General features: G+C 44.7%; 15 protein-coding genes, 1 pseudogene and 1 other annotated feature. Of the genes and pseudogenes, 13 read left to right on the top strand and 3 right to left on the bottom strand.

Annotation, left to right across the window (positions count from 1 at the left end; translation table 11 throughout):
- The first annotated feature begins 24 nt into the window (after nucleotides 1-24).
- Together ACZ07B_RS13915 and ACZ07B_RS13910 are read left to right on the top strand one after the other, a co-directional pair.
- A complete protein-coding gene (locus ACZ07B_RS13915; protein WP_464877329.1) occupies nucleotides 25-1,059 on the top strand; it encodes a glycosyl hydrolase family 18 protein in 1,035 nt (344 codons plus the stop codon).
- 97 nt (nucleotides 1,060-1,156) lie between these two features.
- Nucleotides 1,157-1,392: a binding site (T-box leader), on the top strand.
- Nucleotides 1,393-1,460: 68 nt separating this feature from the next.
- Nucleotides 1,461-2,804, top strand: a complete 1,344-nt coding sequence (locus tag ACZ07B_RS13910; protein WP_101169610.1) for an amino acid permease — start codon at nucleotides 1,461-1,463, stop codon at nucleotides 2,802-2,804.
- 40 nt (nucleotides 2,805-2,844) lie between these two features.
- Here the strand turns inward: ACZ07B_RS13910 and ACZ07B_RS13905 are convergent, their stop codons facing one another.
- A complete protein-coding gene (locus ACZ07B_RS13905; protein WP_029946021.1) occupies nucleotides 2,845-3,762 on the bottom strand; it encodes a DMT family transporter in 918 nt (305 codons plus the stop codon).
- A gap of 99 nt (nucleotides 3,763-3,861) precedes the next feature.
- Between ACZ07B_RS13905 and ACZ07B_RS13900 the strand changes: the two genes are divergently transcribed.
- Nucleotides 3,862-4,740, top strand: a complete 879-nt coding sequence (locus tag ACZ07B_RS13900) for a LysR family transcriptional regulator (RefSeq protein ID WP_003243271.1) — start codon at nucleotides 3,862-3,864, stop codon at nucleotides 4,738-4,740.
- A gap of 156 nt (nucleotides 4,741-4,896) precedes the next feature.
- Nucleotides 4,897-5,907, top strand: a complete 1,011-nt coding sequence (locus tag ACZ07B_RS13895; protein WP_106610879.1) for an LLM class flavin-dependent oxidoreductase — start codon at nucleotides 4,897-4,899, stop codon at nucleotides 5,905-5,907.
- 48 nt (nucleotides 5,908-5,955) lie between these two features.
- Here the strand turns inward: ACZ07B_RS13895 and araR are convergent, their stop codons facing one another.
- Nucleotides 5,956-7,044 (bottom strand): arabinose utilization transcriptional regulator AraR, encoded by a 1,089-nt coding sequence (gene araR, locus ACZ07B_RS13890; RefSeq protein ID WP_003243070.1) that lies wholly within the window; start codon nucleotides 7,042-7,044, stop codon nucleotides 5,956-5,958.
- A gap of 203 nt (nucleotides 7,045-7,247) precedes the next feature.
- Between araR and araE the strand changes: the two genes are divergently transcribed.
- The 8 genes and pseudogenes from araE to ACZ07B_RS13850 form a co-directional block, all read left to right on the top strand.
- Nucleotides 7,248-8,642 (top strand): arabinose-proton symporter AraE, encoded by a 1,395-nt coding sequence (araE, locus tag ACZ07B_RS13885; protein ID WP_003243899.1) that lies wholly within the window; start codon nucleotides 7,248-7,250, stop codon nucleotides 8,640-8,642.
- A gap of 297 nt (nucleotides 8,643-8,939) precedes the next feature.
- Nucleotides 8,940-9,962: a gapA transcriptional regulator CggR gene (gene cggR / locus ACZ07B_RS13880; protein WP_077671067.1), complete on the top strand. Its 1,023-nt coding sequence runs from the start codon at nucleotides 8,940-8,942 to the stop codon at nucleotides 9,960-9,962.
- A gap of 46 nt (nucleotides 9,963-10,008) precedes the next feature.
- Complete coding sequence (gene gap / locus ACZ07B_RS13875; RefSeq protein ID WP_003219957.1) at nucleotides 10,009-11,016, top strand: type I glyceraldehyde-3-phosphate dehydrogenase; 1,008 nt, start codon at nucleotides 10,009-10,011, stop codon at nucleotides 11,014-11,016.
- Between the two features lie 316 nt (nucleotides 11,017-11,332).
- Entirely contained in the window at nucleotides 11,333-12,517 is a 1,185-nt protein-coding gene (locus ACZ07B_RS13870) for a phosphoglycerate kinase (protein ID WP_003243051.1), read from the top strand.
- A gap of 30 nt (nucleotides 12,518-12,547) precedes the next feature.
- Complete coding sequence (gene tpiA, locus ACZ07B_RS13865) at nucleotides 12,548-13,309, top strand: triose-phosphate isomerase (RefSeq protein ID WP_077671068.1); 762 nt, start codon at nucleotides 12,548-12,550, stop codon at nucleotides 13,307-13,309.
- Nucleotides 13,302-14,837, top strand: a complete 1,536-nt coding sequence (gpmI, locus tag ACZ07B_RS13860; RefSeq protein WP_003228330.1) for a 2,3-bisphosphoglycerate-independent phosphoglycerate mutase — start codon at nucleotides 13,302-13,304, stop codon at nucleotides 14,835-14,837. The genes tpiA and gpmI overlap by 8 nt, the downstream gene beginning before the upstream one ends.
- A gap of 29 nt (nucleotides 14,838-14,866) precedes the next feature.
- The gene (eno, locus tag ACZ07B_RS13855; protein WP_003228333.1) at nucleotides 14,867-16,159 is read left to right on the top strand and encodes a phosphopyruvate hydratase; all 1,293 of its coding nucleotides are present in this window, start codon (nucleotides 14,867-14,869) and stop codon (nucleotides 16,157-16,159) included.
- Nucleotides 16,160-16,252: 93 nt separating this feature from the next.
- Nucleotides 16,253-16,547 (top strand): annotated as a pseudogene (locus ACZ07B_RS13850) (MFS transporter); the annotation flags it as partial.
- A 45-nt stretch (nucleotides 16,548-16,592) separates the two neighbouring features.
- On the opposite strand, the gene ACZ07B_RS13845 reads toward ACZ07B_RS13850, so the two are convergent.
- Nucleotides 16,593-17,054: a GNAT family N-acetyltransferase gene (locus tag ACZ07B_RS13845; protein WP_160831774.1), complete on the bottom strand. Its 462-nt coding sequence runs from the start codon at nucleotides 17,052-17,054 to the stop codon at nucleotides 16,593-16,595.
- Between the two features lie 126 nt (nucleotides 17,055-17,180).
- Here ACZ07B_RS13845 and ACZ07B_RS13840 point away from each other — a divergent pair, with 126 nt between their 5' ends.
- Nucleotides 17,181-18,998 carry a zinc ribbon domain-containing protein gene (locus tag ACZ07B_RS13840; protein WP_464877328.1) on the top strand — a complete coding sequence of 606 codons (1,818 nt, stop codon included), beginning with the start codon at nucleotides 17,181-17,183 and terminating at the stop codon, nucleotides 18,996-18,998.
- Nucleotides 18,999-19,011 lie beyond the last annotated feature (13 nt).

Below are 19,011 nucleotides of genomic sequence, written 5' to 3'. Positions count from 1 at the left end.
TGACTTGATACAGGAGGAAATGCGATGAAAAAATGGCTGATCATAGCGGTTTCACTGGCGATTGCGATTGTTCTGTTTATGTATACAAAAGGAGAAGCGAAGGCAGCCGGAATGACACTAGGCTACACGACTGGGGATACGGCTTCATACAATTCTCTTACGAAATATCATACATACATGAATGCCATCGCAACCGATACATTTGCGTTTGAAAAAAACGGACGAATCATTGGCGATGCCCCAAGCAAGCAGCTGACATATGCGAAAAAGAAAAAAATCAAGACATGGGCTGTCATTTCAAACTATAATGATGCCATTTATGATTTTGACGGAGATTTAGCGAGTCGAGTCATGAGTAATAAAACAGCGAAAAAACGATTCACAGATCAGTTAATAACACTGGCCAAAAAGCACTCATATTACGGAATCAATATCGATTTTGAAGCAGTAAATCTAGAAGACCGCGCTGCGTACTCGAACTTCATTCAATATGTCTCACAGGCTTTGAATAAGAAACATATTAAAACAATGGTATCCGTTCCTGCCAAAAGCGCCGATGATAAAAGTGATGACTGGAGCTGGCCGTATGATTATGCGAAAATCGGCAAATATGCCGACTTCGTACAAGTCATGACCTACGACGAACATGGCATTTGGGATGAGCCGGGGTCAGTGGCAAGCACAAACTGGATCAAAAGTTCTCTGCAGTTTTCAGTCAAAAAGATCAAAGCCAATAAAGTCATCATGGGAATCCCTGCGTACGGCTATGACTGGGATGTAAAAGACGGAAGTACCAGCACAATAAGGGAATGGAATGAGCTCAAATCCCTCATCAAAAAACAAAAAGCAAAGCCGGCATTCAACAAAAAATCAGGCTCGATGACGTTTTCTTATGTTGACAAAAAGAAGCATAAACATGTCGTGTGGTATGAAAACGAAAAAACCGTTCAAACGAAAAGCCATCTGGCAAAGCAATATAAAATAGCAGGTGTTTCAGTTTACGCATTAGGAAACGAGTCAGAATCCTTTTGGAAAGCCATTCGAAAAGGGACAAAATAACAGTTTCTTTTTTCTCTGAAGTTATTGACAGTTAAAAGAGAAGCACGTATATTATGTTAATATATTCAGATCATAAAATTTGAGTTTTTCAGAAAACTAAAACACATAGATTGGGAGCAGTAAAAGAAAGTGATCAGAACAGAGAGCTGCGGGGTGGTGCGACGCAGCCTGATTCTTCTTTGAACTCGCCCGGGAGTGGTAAGACGGAACGGAATAGATTGAATATTCCCTATGTTTTAACGGCTAACCTTCGTTACAGGTCAAAAGCAGGATTCTTCATGAAGAATCAACAAGAGTGGTACCGCGGTCAGCCGAAGGCTCGTCGTCTCTTTATCTATTAGATTAGGTAGGAGACGGCGGGCTTTTTTGTTTTTGAAAACGAGAAGGAGAGGTAGAAGAGGATGAAAAACGACAATCAAACGTTAAAACGCACGATGACGTCCCGCCATATTATGATGATGGCGCTGGGCGGCGCAATCGGCGCAGGTTTATTTAAGGGGAGCAGCTCAGCGATCGATGTGGCAGGGCCATCTGTCATTCTCGCATATCTGCTCGGCGGGATTATTTTGCTGTTTATTATGCAGGGGCTGGCGGAAATGGCTGTTCGAAACCGTAACGCCAGAACCTTCCGTGATCTTGTCCAACAGGTATTGGGAAATTACGCCGCTTACTTTTTGGACTGGATCTACTGGAAAATGTGGGTGCTCAACATTGCGGCTGAAGCTGTTGTAGCTGCGATTTTCATTCAATATTGGCTGCCGGGCTGCCCGATCTGGGTGTTGGCATTAGGAATTTCTCTTATCGTCACGATTGTAAACTTGCTTTCTGTTAAAATCTTCGCCGAAACCGAATATTGGCTGGCAATGATCAAGATTACCGTTATTATTATCTTTATTATTCTGGGATTGCTGCTCTTATTTGTATCATTCGGTGATCATACAGCATCCGGATTTTCGAATCTAACAGACCACGGCGGATTTTTCCCGCACGGCGGCACAGGGCTGATCACGGCGATGCTTGTCGTCATCTACTCTTACGGCGGTACAGAAATTATCGGTGTAACGCTTGCAGAGACAAAAAATCCGGAAAAGGTTGTCCCGAAAGCTGTCCGCAGCACACTGACACGGATTGTCGCGTTTTACCTGCTGCCGTTTTTCATCATCGTCAGCCTGATTCCATGGAACCAAGTCAATTCCGTTCCGGAAAGTCCTTTCGTGATGGTCTTTAAAATGGTAGGCATTCCGGGCGCGGATCATATCATGAATGCAGTCATCCTGCTGGCGATCATTTCTTCTATGAATTCAGGTTTATACGGATCATCACGCATTTTATATACACAGGCAAGTGACGGAAGGCTTCCAAAGGTCTTCTCTAAGCTTTCATCGAAAAACGTACCGATGTTTGCGATTCTGATGTGCACTTCTTCTCTCTATATTGGCGTATTGATTTCTCTGTTCGCAGGAAGCCAAACATTTAATTATTTAATGGGATCATTGGGATATACCGTTTTATTCATTTGGCTGATCATCGGATTCGCTCATTTAAAATCGAGAAAACAGCAAACGGAAACACCGGCCTATTATGTAAAATGGTTCCCGTACACGACATGGTTTGCGATTGTGGCATTACTCGCCATTCTGATCGGGGTCATCATGACAACATCAATTGTCATTACCGGCATTACTGCGGCGATCTACCTTTTGATTACAGTTGCATATTTGGTCAAAGGACGCAAGCATCAGTAAATAAGAAACCCTCTTGCCGCATCCGGCAAGAGGGTTTTTATTATTGTGCAGCTTTCTCGTTTATACCAATCGCCGCAGCTTTCTGCGCTTTTGATTTTGTATTCACGAGACAGATGCTCGTGACAATCAGCAGCAGCCCTGCCAAGAGGCTAAGGGTGAGCGGTTCATGCAGGAAAATGGAGCTGGCCACGATTGATATGAGCGGAATCAAAAAAGTATAAGATGCGACCTTGCTTGCTTCTCCTGAACCGACAAGCGTAAAAAAGACAAGCCAGCCGAGTGCGATAACGAATACGGAGATAAACAGCAGGCTCGTGATAAACGGAGCTGTCCATTGGATCGCCGAAAAGCTTTCTGTCCAAAAGCCGGATATAAGCAGAAACACGCTTCCGATCGTCAGCTGCAGAGCGACCATCCAGATGGAATCGACGCGGCTGCCTGTTTTTTTCATATATACCGTTCCGAGCGCCCAGCTGATTGCGGAGCCGAGAGCCAGCAGAACCCCAATGACAGAAATATGCCCGCCAAAGCCCGCAGCACTAATGACGGCTACTCCCGCAAAACCGAGGATGAGTCCGATCACTTTCATTACAAACATGGATTCGCCGAGCCACAGCCAAGAAAATACACCCATCAGAACAGGCTGGAAGAAGACGATTGCAGAAAACAGGCCGGCCGGAAGATAATTCAGCCCGATCGTTTGCAGGCCGTAGAATAATGTAATATTTAAAAGAGCAGAAACAAGATAAATCGGCCACGTTTCTTTTAAGCGTAATTTATGAATACGCGGCAGTGCGACAATGACTAATAAAAGCCCGCCGATCAGCGTTCGGATGCCCGCGAACAATAATGGCGGAGAATAGGCGAGCGCGGCTTTGGACAGCGGCCAATTGACGCCCCACATGATGACGAGAAATGCGAGCAGGAGAGCTGTCCGCGTTTTTGAGAGCTGCTTCATTGTTCATTCACTCCTTGTAGAACTTTTCCATCATATGATACGGTAGAACATAAGATAAATAAAATGAATCTTTTTTATAAGGAGCATAAGTAAATTGTTATGACCATTACTCAATTAAAGGTTTTTGTGAAAATAGCTGAAACGGGAAGCTTTACAAAAGCGGGTCAGGCGCTGAACATGACACAGCCGGCTGTCAGCCATGCGATTTCTGCGATCGAAGCTGAGCTTGATGTAAAGCTGATCATTCGTGACCGCCGCAATGGCCTGATGCTGACGGATACGGGAAAACAGATCTTAGTACACATCAGAGAAGTCTTAAAAGGCATTGAAAAAGTTGAGCAGGTAGCAGCAGCGGAAAAAGGGCTTGAACTGGGAACGATCCATATCGGCACATTCTCAACTGCCTCGGCTTATTTTATGCCGAAGCTGATCAGTGAATTTAAACAAAAATATCCGAAACTTGAGCTCGTGCTGCACGAGGGAACTGTAAATGAAGTCAAGGAGTGGCTTCATACGCGGATGATAGATGTTGGGATTCTTCTGTATCCAACAGAGGAGATGGAGTACATTCATTTGAAAAAAGACAAAATGGCTGTCGTGCTCAGGGACGATCACCCGCTTGCCAGTCATTCAGCCATTACGCTGAAAGATCTTGACCATGAACCGATGATCGTCTGTGACGGCGGCTATGAATCACCATTTATCGATATGTTCAGGCAGGCGGGTGCTACGCTGCACCCAGCTTTCACGGTCTATAACATCAACACCTCGATCAGTATGATCAGAGAAGGCCTGGGCCTGGCCATTTTATCAGAAATGTCCATGTCGGGGATGCCGCTGCCAGAGCATGTGGTGACCCGGGAATTGGACCCGCAGGTATACCGTGATGTGCAGCTTGCTGTTCCGTCGCTAAAGGAGGCTTCTCTGGCGGCTAAGCTCTTTATTGAGATGGCTAAGGAGTTGTTTGGAGCAGAATAATGTTCCAAACCGTTCGTTTTATATTGTTCGAATTTCATCGAATCAAATTCTTTTATTCCTGAATGCAGTTGTGTTATGGTGTGATAGAAGTTCTTTCAATCATGACCTGACAGCTTTGGGCTGTTTACTGATAACACATTTGCAAAGGAGAACAATATGTCTAACAACCAACGCAAAGATACCTTGCTTTCTGTCTTGAATTTATCTCCGGTTGTTCAGGGAGGAACGATTGCAGAATCATTCCGAAACAGCATGGACTTGGCGCGCCGGGCAGAGGAATGGGGCTATCACCGTTACTGGCTTGCTGAACATCATAATATAGAAGGTGTTGCAAGCTCTGCCACCGCAGTTTTGATTGGCCATATTGCCGGAGGCACGAAGAAAATCCGCGTCGGTTCCGGCGGCATTATGCTCCCGAACCACTCTTCATTAGTCATTGCTGAACAATTCGGCACACTGGAAACACTGTATCCCGGGCGGATTGATCTGGGGCTTGGACGTGCGCCGGGAACAGACCAGTTGACAGCCAGAGCGCTCCGCAGAAACATCAACAGCGGGGAGGATTTTCCAGAACAATTAGAGGAACTGCGCAATTATTTTAAACCGTCAGGAAATGTGCGCAATCAAGTTCGCGCCATTCCCGGAGAGGGCATAGACGTGCCGATTTGGCTGCTGGGCTCAAGCGGCTTCAGCGCCCGTCTGGCAGGTGAACTAGGTCTTCCGTTTGCCTTTGCCGCTCATTTCTCACCGGCGAATACGGTTCCTGCTTTGGAGCTGTACCGCAATTCCTTCACGCCGTCAGACGTGCTCGACGAACCGCATGCGATGGTCGGTGTCACCATTATCGCAGCAGATACAAACGAGAAAGCGCAGCACCTTGCGACTTCGCATTATCAAAGGTTTCTTGATCTTGTCCGCGGTACGCCGAACCAGCTTAAACCGCCTGTTGAGGATATGGATCAAATTTGGAGCCCGTATGAAAAAGCGATGGTCAATGAGCAGCTGAGCTCCACGATTGTCGGAGGTCCGGAAGAAGTGAAGGCGAAGCTTGAAGATTTCGTCAAAACGACACAGGCTGACGAAATTATGGTTAACTCAGAAACCTTTGAACACGCAGACAGAATGCGTTCGTTTGAAATCATCGCTGACGTTTGGAAAAACAGATAACAGCTATAAAAAAAGCAATGTGACGGGGAGACCCATACATTGCTTTTTTTATTCATTCAGTTTTCGTGCGGACTGGCGAATGATCAACTCAGGCTCAAATATGACATCCTCTTGCTTCGGCTTTTTATGCTCTAAGCAGTCAATGACATATTTGGCTGCTGCTTTTCCAAGCACTGATTTCGGATGTTTGACAGAGGTTAGTTTCACTTCTGAGATTTGGGCGAAATGTGAATCATCGTACCCGACAATAGACATATCCTCCGGCACTTTAAGATCCATCTCCCTCAGCATATCAATCACCTTCAGCGCAATTTCATCGTTATAACAAAGAATGGCTGTCGGCATGTGCTTGCTGTTTTTCTCCAGTGTGGCTTTTACTTTCTCCAGAAGTTTTGATTCTTTTTCTTCCGTTGTAAATGTCACGATCATATCCGGAGAAGGAAACAACTCACGCTCCCGGTGCGCCTGTATAAATCCGTTCATCCGTTTCACGCCTTGTGTGTCATCAGCTTTAAAAATACCCATCATATGCGTGTGGCCGAGAGAAAGCAAATGCTCCGCCGCCATCATCCCGCCTTTCACATCATCCAAGGTAAAACTCGGTGCGGCAAGCTCGGCATATGACGCGTTAATCATCGCAAAAGGAATGCCGTTTTTCTCCAAGTTCAGATAGTAGCCGATGTTTGGGGTTTGAAGGGCGCTTTTTGTCGGTTCTACGATGAGTCCGTCAATATGCTGGGACAGCAGGTTTTCTAAGCCTCTTCTTTCATTGTCCGGGTTGTTGTTTGTGCTTGTCAAAAGCATAGAATACCCCTGCTCGCTTAAATAGGACTCGATTCCTCTGATGATGCTCGGGAAAATATAGTCTGATATGTAGGTTGTCAAAACACCGATCGTTTTATTGGAATGCAGCGCTGACTTAGCAGAGCGTGAAGCGACAAAGGTACCCCCGCCTTGCACGCTGTACAGCAGACCTTGTGATACGAGGTCTCCGATCGCTTTGCGGATGGTATGCCGGCTGACGCCGAATTGCTGCATTAATTCGTTTTCGGTAGGGATTTTTTGATCGGGCAGTATTTTGCCTTGATTAATCCATGAACTGATTTCTTCTTTTACTTGCGCGTATTTTGGTAACATATCCATTCCTCCAAAATGTATACGGACAAATTTCAGTATATCACAGCGTTCTTTGTAAGAAAACATTGACAGAAAATGCAAACAAGATTATTCTATATTTGTACGTACTAATTAAATGTAATTTTCGTTAAATTTTAATATAAGTACGTACAATTGAAGGTTTAAATGAAAACGCTTTACTCAACATTCGGGAGGGCAGGGAAATGAAGAATACTCCAACTCAATTAGAACCAAATGTTCCTGTAACAAGAAGCCATTCAATGGGATTTGTCATTTTGATCTCATGTGCGGCGGGGCTTGGCGGCTTATTGTATGGCTATGACACGGCAGTGATTTCTGGCGCCATCGGTTTTCTGAAAGATTTATATAGCCTGAGTCCGTTTATGGAGGGACTTGTCATTTCAAGCATTATGATTGGAGGAGTTGTGGGCGTCGGGATATCCGGATTTTTAAGTGACAGATTCGGCCGGAGAAAAATTTTAATGACAGCCGCTTTGTTATTTGCGATATCAGCAATCGTTTCAGCGCTTTCTCAAGACGTGTCCACCTTAATCATTGCAAGGATTATCGGGGGGCTGGGAATCGGGATGGGCTCATCGCTCTCTGTTACGTATATTACAGAAGCGGCACCGCCCGCCATACGCGGAAGTTTATCTTCCTTATATCAGCTCTTTACGATACTGGGGATTTCCGCAACATACTTTATTAATCTAGCTGTGCAGCGGTCCGGAACATACGAATGGGGCGTGCACACCGGCTGGAGATGGATGCTTGCTTATGGAATGGTGCCGTCCGTCATTTTTTTCCTTGTCCTGCTCGTCGTCCCGGAAAGTCCGAGATGGCTGGCGAAAGCGGGCAAAACAAATGAAGCTTTAAAGATCCTGACACGAATTAATGGAGAAACTGTTGCAAAAGAAGAATTAAAGAACATTGAGAACTCTTTAAAAATAGAACAAATGGGGTCGCTCTCCCAGCTGTTTAAGCCGGGGCTCAGAAAGGCGCTTGTCATTGGAATCCTGCTGGCGCTGTTTAACCAAGTCATCGGCATGAACGCGATTACTTACTACGGGCCGGAAATCTTTAAAATGATGGGATTCGGGCAAAACGCCGGATTTGTGACGACTTGTATCGTCGGGGTTGTAGAAGTTATTTTTACCGTTATTGCGGTGTTGCTGATTGATAAAGTCGGACGAAAAAAACTGATGTCCATCGGTTCTGCTTTTATGGCTATTTTTATGATTTTAATCGGGACGTCGTTTTATTTTGAGTTAACAAGCGGGATCATGATGATCGTCCTTATATTAGGTTTTGTCGCTGCTTTCTGTGTCTCGGTCGGACCGATCACATGGATTATGATTTCTGAAATCTTCCCGAACCATCTGCGTGCGCGGGCCGCGGGCATTGCGACCATCTTTTTATGGGGAGCAAACTGGGCGATCGGACAGTTTGTGCCAATGATGATCGATTCTTTCGGGCTCGCCTATACATTTTGGATCTTTGCGGTGATTAACATCCTTTGTTTCCTGTTTGTCGTTACGATCTGTCCGGAAACGAAGAACAAATCGCTCGAGGAAATTGAAAAGCTTTGGATAAAATGAAAACGCTTTAATGAAACAGCCCTTTCTACGGGAAGGGCTGTTTATATTGGGATGCACCATTTGGCGCTTTCTGTATAAGATAAAGATATATAGGATAAAATATTGCTGGATAAAACGACGCGGCATGAAAACTCTGCGAATATTGTCGATGAATTGGCTCTTAACAGTTGAATAAACAATTCCACCCTGTTAAAATAATTAAAGAAAGCAGAAATGATTTTTTTTGGCTATGACGGGACGTTTTTTGTCATAGCGGGACATATAATGTCCAGCAAAAAAGGAAGGAACGTTTGAGTCATGAACCAGTTAATACAAGCTCAAAAAAAATTATTGCCTGATCTTCTGTTCGTTATGCAAAAGAGGTTTGAAATCTTGCAGTATATCAGGCTGACAGAACCCATCGGGCGAAGAAGCCTGTCTGCCAGTCTCGGAATCAGCGAGCGTGTGCTGAGGGGCGAGGTTCAGTTTTTAAAGGAACAGAACCTGGTCGATATTAAGACAAACGGCATGACATTGACAGAAGAGGGCTATGAACTGCTTTCTGTTTTGGAAGATACGATGAAAGATGTTTTAGGTTTGACTCTTTTGGAAAAGACATTAAAAGAACGTTTAAATCTGAAGGATGCCATTATCGTATCCGGAGACAGCGATCAATCCCCATGGGTCAAAAAAGAAATGGGAAGAGCGGCTGTCGCATGTATGAAAAAAAGATTTTCAGGCAAAAATATCGTCGCTGTAACTGGCGGTACGACAATTGAAGCTGTCGCCGAAATGATGACGCCGGATTCTAAAAACCGCGAGCTTTTGTTTGTGCCTGCAAGAGGCGGTTTAGGCGAAGACGTGAAAAACCAGGCGAACACCATATGCGCGCATATGGCGGAGAAGGCTTCAGGCACTTACCGGCTTTTGTTTGTTCCGGGACAGCTGTCACAAGGCGCCTATTCATCTATTATTGAAGAGCCTTCTGTCAAAGAGGTGCTGAACACCATTAAATCAGCGAGTATGCTGGTTCACGGAATCGGCGAAGCTAAAACTATGGCTCAGCGCAGAAACACGCCTTTAGAAGACTTAAAGAAAATAGATGATAACGACGCGGTGACAGAAGCGTTCGGCTACTATTTTAACGCGGACGGCGAAGTGGTTCACAAAGTGCATTCTGTCGGAATGCAGCTGGATGACATAGACGCCATCCCCGATATTATTGCGGTAGCGGGCGGATCATCAAAAGCCGAGGCGATCGAGGCTTACTTTAAAAAGCCACGCAACACGGTTCTCGTCACAGACGAAGGAGCCGCAAAGAAGTTATTAAGGGATGAATAATCCCTCAATATAAATATCTCTCACTTATTTAAAGGAGGAAACAATCATGGCAGTAAAAGTCGGTATTAACGGTTTTGGTCGTATTGGACGTAACGTATTCCGCGCAGCATTAAACAATCCTGAAGTTGAGGTAGTAGCGGTTAACGATTTAACAGATGCTAACATGCTAGCTCACCTTTTACAATATGATTCTGTACACGGAAAATTAGACGCTGAAGTTTCAGTTGACGGTAACAACCTTGTTGTTAACGGCAAAACAATTGAAGTTTCTGCAGAACGCGATCCTGCTAAACTTAGCTGGGGCAAACAAGGCGTTGAAATCGTAGTTGAATCTACTGGTTTCTTCACAAAACGCGCAGACGCTGCGAAACACTTAGAAGCTGGCGCGAAAAAAGTAATCATCTCTGCTCCTGCTAACGAAGAAGATATCACAATCGTTATGGGTGTTAACGAAGATAAATACGATGCGGCTAACCACGATGTTATCTCTAACGCATCTTGCACAACAAACTGCCTTGCGCCGTTTGCAAAAGTACTTAACGATAAATTCGGCATCAAACGCGGTATGATGACAACTGTTCACTCTTACACAAACGATCAGCAAATCCTTGATCTTCCGCACAAAGACTACCGTCGTGCGCGTGCAGCAGCTGAAAACATCATCCCAACATCAACTGGTGCTGCTAAAGCAGTTTCTCTAGTTCTTCCTGAACTAAAAGGCAAACTGAACGGTGGAGCAATGCGTGTTCCAACTCCAAACGTTTCTCTAGTTGACTTGGTTGCTGAACTGAACCAAGAAGTAACAGCTGAAGAAGTAAACGCAGCTCTTAAAGAAGCGGCTGAAGGCGACCTTAAAGGAATCCTTGGCTACAGCGAAGAGCCATTAGTTTCTGGCGACTACAACGGAAACAAAAACTCTTCTACAATCGATGCTCTTTCTACAATGGTTATGGAAGGCAGCATGGTAAAAGTAATCTCTTGGTACGATAACGAAAGCGGCTACTCTAACCGCGTTGTTGACCTTGCAGCTTACATCGCAAAAAAAGGTCTTTAATTTATAGCTGAAAAAGGACCTGACTTGGTTCTTTCGAATAGAAGCGCTATAATGAAAGCGGACAAGGGAAGGGGACGGACTCCCTTTCCCTTTTTCCATGAAGACCGGCTTTCAGAAAACGCTCTGTGATAGAGAAACGACCGCGTTTTAAGCAGCTTTGCCGGCACTTTCGCCTAAGGCCGCTGCCCTGGCTTTTAGACGAACTGCCCTGTGCCGAAAAAGACTGCGATCTGCCCTAGCGGCGTTATCGCTTGAACAGACGGTTTCACGTTTTTCGTGCTGTATGCAAACCATTTTGAAGGAGGATCTCCTAGGCATGAATAAGAAAACTCTCAAAGACATCGACGTAAAAGGCAAAGTTGTATTCTGCCGCGTCGACTTTAACGTTCCAATGAAAGACGGGGAAGTAACAGACGATACACGTATCCGTGCTGCGCTTCCAACAATCAAACACCTTGCAGACCAAGGCGCGAAAGTCCTTCTTGCGAGCCACTTAGGCCGCCCGAAAGGCGAAGTGGTTGAGGAGCTTCGTTTAACTCCTGTCGCTGCACGTCTCGGCGAACTACTTGGCAAAGAAGTGAAAAAAGCGGATGAAGCATACGGCGATGCTGTAAAAGCACAAATTTCCGAGATGAAGGACGGAGACGTTCTTGTATTGGAAAACGTACGTTTCTATCCTGGTGAAGAGAAAAATGACCCTGAGCTTGCAAAAGCATTTGCTGAGCTTGCAGATGTATATGTAAATGACGCATTCGGTGCTGCCCACCGTGCTCACGCATCTACAGCTGGAATTGCCGAGCATCTGCCAGCAGTTGCAGGTTTCTTAATGGAAAAAGAGCTTGATGTACTTGGAAAAGCGGTTTCCAATCCTGACCGCCCGTTCACAGCGATCATCGGCGGAGCGAAAGTAAAAGACAAAATCGGTGTAATCGAAAGTCTTCTTGATAAAGTAGACAACCTGATCATCGGCGGAGGTCTTGCTTATACTTTCGTAAAAGCGCTTGGCTATGAAGTCGGTAAATCTCTTCTTGAAGAGGATAAAATCGAGCTTGCGAAATCATTTATGGACCGCGCTAAAGAAAAAGGCGTTAACTTCTATATGCCTGAAGATGTACTCGTTGCAGATGATTTCTCTAACGATGCAAACGTGAAAATTGTGCCGATCTCTGAAATCCCTAGTGATTTAGAAGCAATCGACATTGGTACGAAAACACGCGAAACGTATGCTGACGTCATCAAAAACAGCAAACTTGTCGTGTGGAACGGACCAATGGGCGTATTCGAAATCGACTTGTTCGCTCAAGGAACAAAAGCGGTTGCGGAAGCATTGGCAGAGGCGAAAGATACATACTCTGTCATCGGCGGAGGAGACTCTGCAGCAGCGGTTGAAAAATTCGGCCTTGCTGACAAAATGAGCCACATCTCAACAGGCGGCGGCGCATCCCTTGAGTTTATGGAAGGCAAAGAGCTTCCAGGGGTAGCTGCACTGAACGATAAATAATCTCAAAACTGCTATAAGGAAGTGGAACAGATGAGAAAACCAATTATCGCCGGTAACTGGAAAATGAACAAAACACTCGGCGAAGCTGTCAGCTTCGTTGAAGAAGTAAAATCTTCCATTCCAGCAGCAGACAAAGCTGAAGCTGTTGTTTGCGCGCCAGCGCTTTTCTTAGAAAAGCTTGCTTCTGCTGTTAAAGGCACTGACCTAAAAATCGGCGCTCAAAACATGCACTTCGAAGAAAGCGGCGCGTTCACAGGCGAAATCAGCCCGGTTGCTCTGAAAGACCTTGGCGTTGACTACTGCGTCATCGGCCACTCTGAGCGCCGTGAAATGTTCGCTGAAACTGATGAAACAGTTAACAAAAAAGCACACGCAGCTTTCAAACACGGCATTGTGCCGATCATCTGTGTAGGTGAAACGCTTGAAGAGCGTGAAGCCGGCAAAACAAATGATCTTGTTGCTGACCAAGTGAAAAAAGGCCTTGCTGGTCTTTCTGAAGAACAAGTTGCTGCTTCTGTTATTGCGTATGAGCCAATCTGGGCAATCGGAACAGGCAAATCTTCTACAGCGAAAGATGCGAATGACGTGTGTGCGCATATCCGTAAAACCGTCGCTGAAAGCTTCAGCCAAGAAGCTGCAGACAAGCTTCGCATCCAATATGGCGGAAGCGTAAAGCCTGCAAACATTAAAGAATATATGGCAGAGTCCGATATTGACGGTGCTTTGGTCGGCGGCGCGAGCCTTGAGCCACAGTCATTCGTTCAATTATTGGAGGAAGGTCAATATGAGTAAAAAACCAGCTGCACTCATCATTCTTGATGGGTTCGGATTACGTAACGAAACAGTAGGGAACGCAGTCGCTTTAGCGAAAAAACCGAATTTTGACCGCTACTGGAACCAGTATCCTCATCAAACATTGACTGCTTCAGGCGAGGCTGTAGGTCTTCCTGAAGGGCAAATGGGGAACTCCGAAGTAGGTCACTTAAATATTGGTGCGGGACGTATTGTGTACCAAAGCTTAACACGCGTAAATGTTGCCATTCGCGAAGGAGAGTTCGAACGCAATCAAACATTCCTTGACGCGATCAGCAACGCGAAAGAAAACAACAAAGCCTTGCACCTGTTCGGTCTTTTATCTGACGGAGGCGTGCACAGCCATATCAACCATTTATTCGCACTGTTAAAGCTTGCGAAAAAAGAAGGGCTGACAAAGGTTTATATCCATGGCTTCCTTGACGGCCGTGATGTAGGTCCGCAGACAGCGAAAACGTACATCAACCAGTTGAACGATCAAATCAAGGAAATCGGTGTGGGTGAAATCGCCAGCATTTCCGGACGTTACTACTCTATGGACCGCGACAAACGCTGGGACCGTGTAGAAAAAGCGTACCGCGCAATGGCATACGGCGAAGGCCCATCTTACCGCAGCGCCCTGGATGTTGTTGATGATTCATATGCAAATGGTATCTACGATGAATTCGTGATTCCATCTGTCATCACAAAAGAAAACGGTGAGCCTGTTGCGAAAATCCAAGACGGCGATTCTGTGATTTTCTATAATTTCAGACCGGACCGCGCCATCCAGATTTCCAACACGTTCACAAACAAAGACTTCCGTGACTTCGACCGCGGCGAGAATTATCCAAAGAACCTGTATTTCGTCTGCCTGACTCACTTCAGTGAAACAGTTGACGGCTATGTAGCGTTTAAACCGATAAATCTTGATAACACAGTCGGAGAAGTATTATCTCAGCACGGGTTAAAACAGCTTCGAATTGCAGAAACTGAAAAGTATCCGCACGTCACGTTCTTTATGAGCGGCGGCCGTGAAGCTGAATTCCCGGGTGAAGAGCGTATTCTCATCAACTCGCCTAAAGTTGCAACGTATGACTTGAAGCCTGAGATGAGTGCGTATGAAGTGAAGGACGCGCTTGTCAAAGAAATTGAAGCTGACAAGCATGACGCGATCATTCTGAACTTCGCAAACCCTGATATGGTCGGCCACTCCGGAATGGTTGAACCAACAATTAAAGCAATTGAAGCAGTGGACGAATGCTTGGGCGAAGTCGTTGACGCGATCCTTGCTAAAGGCGGACACGCTATCATTACTGCTGATCACGGTAATGCTGACATTCTGATTACAGAATCAGGCGAACCGCACACTGCGCATACAACAAACCCAGTCCCTGTGATTGTAACGAAAGAAGGCATTACGCTGCGTGAAGGCGGAATCCTAGGCGACCTTGCACCAACGTTATTAGACCTTCTTGGTGTTGAAAAACCGAAAGAAATGACAGGAACATCTTTAATTCAAAAATAATTTGAAAATCAAAAGGAGAGACAAAACTCATGCCATACATTGTTGATGTTTATGCACGCGAAGTATTAGACTCCCGCGGCAACCCAACAGTTGAAGTTGAAGTATATACAGAAACAGGAGCTTTCGGCCGCGCATTAGTGCCAAGCGGAGCTTCTACAGGTGAATACGAAGCGGTTGAGCTTCGTGACGGCGACAAAGACCGTTACCTTGGAAAAGGCGTGTTAACAGCTGTTAACAACGTAAACGAAATCATTGCTCCAGAGCTTCTTGGCTTTGATGTAACTGAACAAAACGCAATCGACCAGCTTTTAATCGAGCTTGACGGTACTGAAAACAAAGGCAAACTTGGCGCGAACGCAATCCTTGGCGTATCTATGGCTTGTGCGCGTGCTGCTGCTGATTTCTTACAGATTCCTCTTTACCAATACCTTGGAGGATTCAACTCAAAAACGCTTCCTGTACCGATGATGAACATCGTAAACGGCGGAGAGCATGCTGATAACAACGTGGATATTCAAGAATTCATGATCATGCCTGTAGGTGCTCCTAACTTCCGTGAAGCACTTCGCATGGGCGCTCAAATCTTCCACAGCCTGAAATCAGTATTAAGCGCAAAAGGCTTAAACACTGCTGTAGGTGACGAAGGCGGATTCGCTCCAAACCTTGGTTCTAACGAAGAAGCGCTTCAAACAATCGTTGAAGCAATCGAAAAAGCCGGCTTCAAACCTGGCGAAGAAGTTAAACTTGCTATGGATGCTGCATCTTCTGAGTTCTACAACAAAGAAGACGGCAAATACCATCTGTCTGGCGAAGGCGTTGTGAAAACATCTGCTGAAATGGTTGACTGGTATGAAGAGCTTGTTTCTAAATACCCAATCATCTCTATCGAAGACGGTCTTGACGAAAACGACTGGGAAGGCCACAAGCTTCTTACTGAGCGTCTTGGCAAAAAAGTTCAGCTTGTTGGTGACGACCTCTTCGTTACAAACACGAAAAAACTTTCTGAAGGTATTAAAAACGGCGTAGGCAACTCTATCCTGATCAAAGTAAACCAAATCGGTACATTGACTGAAACATTCGATGCGATCGAAATGGCGAAACGCGCAGGCTACACAGCTGTTATCTCTCACCGTTCTGGTGAAACTGAAGACAGCACAATCGCTGACATCGCTGTGGCAACAAACGCAGGACAAATCAAAACAGGTGCTCCGTCTCGTACGGACCGTGTTGCGAAATACAACCAGCTTCTTCGCATCGAAGATCAGTTGGCTGAAACTGCTCAATACCACGGTATCAACTCTTTCTACAACTTAAACAAGTAATAAAAAGACCGCCGAGATAAATCTCGGCGGGTTTTTTATGCAAACCTTAGCACTAGTTTTTATTATCCATCTATTTATTTCCTTGATGATTTTGTACTTTTTTTGGTGCTAGGCGTTATTATTTTCTATATTGATGTACAAACAGTTCTGTATGTTCAAAAGACTGTCCCGATTGAACTCCTTCGGAAGAATTTTCTCACTTATTTTTTCTATCGTAAAGATGGGAGAACCTCTTTCAGCAGCTGTTTACACAGTGCTTCTTGTGTTTATGGACGCTGATTATATTTTTCTGGCTGTCGGTCTGACTCTCGTCCTGACTTTTTTTATACTGTCAGTGAGGAAAGGAATGCAGCGGGATACCGGAAAAAAAGCGAATCAGTTTTTTTAATTTCTATATGAAAGAGCTGCCGATGATCATGCGGCAGCTCTTTTATTAAAGATCCAAATAAAGCCTTACCATATCGCGGCATTGAATCCCGTTTTCAAAAATGTCCTCATCATAATGTCTGACAAAGAAATCGTGGTCGATCGCCTGAATGCGGAATCCGCATTTTTGATAGAGGGAGAGCTGATGAATGCTGGAATTCCCCGTGCCGATTTCAATCGTGTCCGCCCCCAGCTCCTTCGCCTTTTCGATGGCGTCAAGTACAAGCTGTTTGCCAAAGCCCTTCTTCTGAAGAGATTCTTTTACCGCAATATTTACAATTTCAACTGTTTGCGGCCTTGTTTTTAGCAATACATAAACACCTGCAAGCTCATCACCGGCCAAAGCTGTGTAACATTCTCCCCTCTCAAGATATTCATCTACAATGTCTTTCGATGGATCGGCGAGCAGCAATAGATCATATAATTCGTCATTTGTTTCTTTTTCTAATTCAATCCTGAGCTTTTGCATATTCGTACCACCTTTTTTAGTCTGATAGACATTTAATTTTTTCATTCGTTCCCAATTTCATTCTGTTTTATTATAAAATATGAAAAGCAGTAAATGTTATCAAATTAGTAGAATAGGAGGAAAGTCATGTTTTTTTGTAAGAATTGCGGCTCCCAGAATAATGATGGAGCCAAGTTTTGTAAACAATGCGGCACCCCGATCGGAGGGGGCAGCAAACAGGCGAATCAAGAAACAGCTAGCACTGCAGAAACAAGGCAGGCTCCGCGAAAACCGATCCCTAAGAAAACCATCATTTTATGGAGCAGCATTGCCGCGGCGTGCGTTATATTATTCGCCGCATATAAAACCGGAGCGTATTTTACTTCAAAGGATAGGTTAGTTAACAAGTTTGAACAGGCCGTAAATGATGAGGATCAGGACCAAATCGCGACTCTACTTACACCGGTAAATGACAATCTTAAACTCACTAAAAATAATGTAAAACCGTTTCTTACATATTTGAAGGATCATCCAGACAAAAAAGATGAACTTTTTGCATCGCTGCGGGATGAAACAGCCCAGAAGGATATCGTATATGCAGAAAAAGACGGGAAAAGCCTGCTGGTATTTGACCATTATGACTTAAAGGTAGCACCTGTTTATTTTGAAGTGAGCAGCAATTATAAAAATACCGATCTATATGTCAATAAAGAGGAAGCCGGATCTGTAAAGAAAGCAGATCAAGCACAAACCCTCGGTCCGTACATTCCCGGCGAATATACAGTCTCAGCCAAACTGAAAAACGATGTCGTCGATCTTGTGAAAAAGGAAGACATTCAGGCGGTTGGTGATAGCAGCTTTCGTGTTGATCTCTCATTGGAAGCAGACGATGTGACATTCAGCTTAGCGGATGACATCAAGAGCGGGAAGGGAGATTTGCTGATTAACGGCAAGTCGATTCATAAAGACCCATTCAAATCCGTAACATACGGTCCGCTGCTGACAGATGGATCAATGACAGCTTCAGTCGAGGCAGAATTTCCGTGGGGAAAAACAAAAACTGCCGGCGTTCCGATCGATGATAAAGAAATGGAGTTAACGTTAATTCCTGATCAAGATACACAGGAACAGATTATGAACACAATTGTCAAAACAACAAAACAATACTCCAAAGCTCTATCTGATGGAAATACAGCCCAGATGACAGAGGCAAGTGCCAATTGGAAGGCGGAGACGAAGGACACCGTCGATTCTATGAAAAGCGCGGATTCATACTTAAAAGATAGATACTTGGAAACTGATTTTGACCTGGACACATTTGCCCTCTCTCAGAAAAACGACGGAACGTGGCAGGTATCGGTAACAGGAAAAGAACTTCACCAGTCTTCTTCGTATAACGACTATACAAAATCTGAAATGACTGACGACAGTCCGAGTTATGAATATCTTCTTTCATATGATAAAAAACAGAAAAAGTGGATTTTCGAAGATGCAGAATCAACATTCCAATCTGCAGGCACAAATATAAAGAAAATCAAAAATGATAAACCAGAGACATACACTTCCGCCTGGGCTGGCTCGAAAAACAAAGGCAGTGAAAGCTCTGCAAGCGGCGATGTTACAGATGAACAAGTGACATTATTTATGGGCAGTTATCTGCAAAGTCAGGCAGATGCCGTGAATCAAAATAATTTCTCACTGATGGAAGACAGCCTTGAAAAAGGCAGTTCCCTTTATTCCGACCAGCAGCATCTCGTGTCGAAATTAAATAAAGAGGGGACAACAGAAGACTTTAATAACTATGAAGTGAAAAGCTGGAGCCAAAATGGGTCGGCTATCACGATTAAGACGTATGAAGAATTCTATATCACAAAATCAGGCGGCAGTCCAAAGCTCAGAACATATAACTGGACCTATACCGGCGTAGTGAAGAACGGAAGAATTTACTTAACGTCTATTCAATAAAACAATCCCATCA

The organism is Bacillus sp. 9.4, assembly GCF_055486415.1.
Note: the sequence above shows the minus strand (reverse complement) of the source record. Positions and strands in the feature narration are given on the sequence as shown.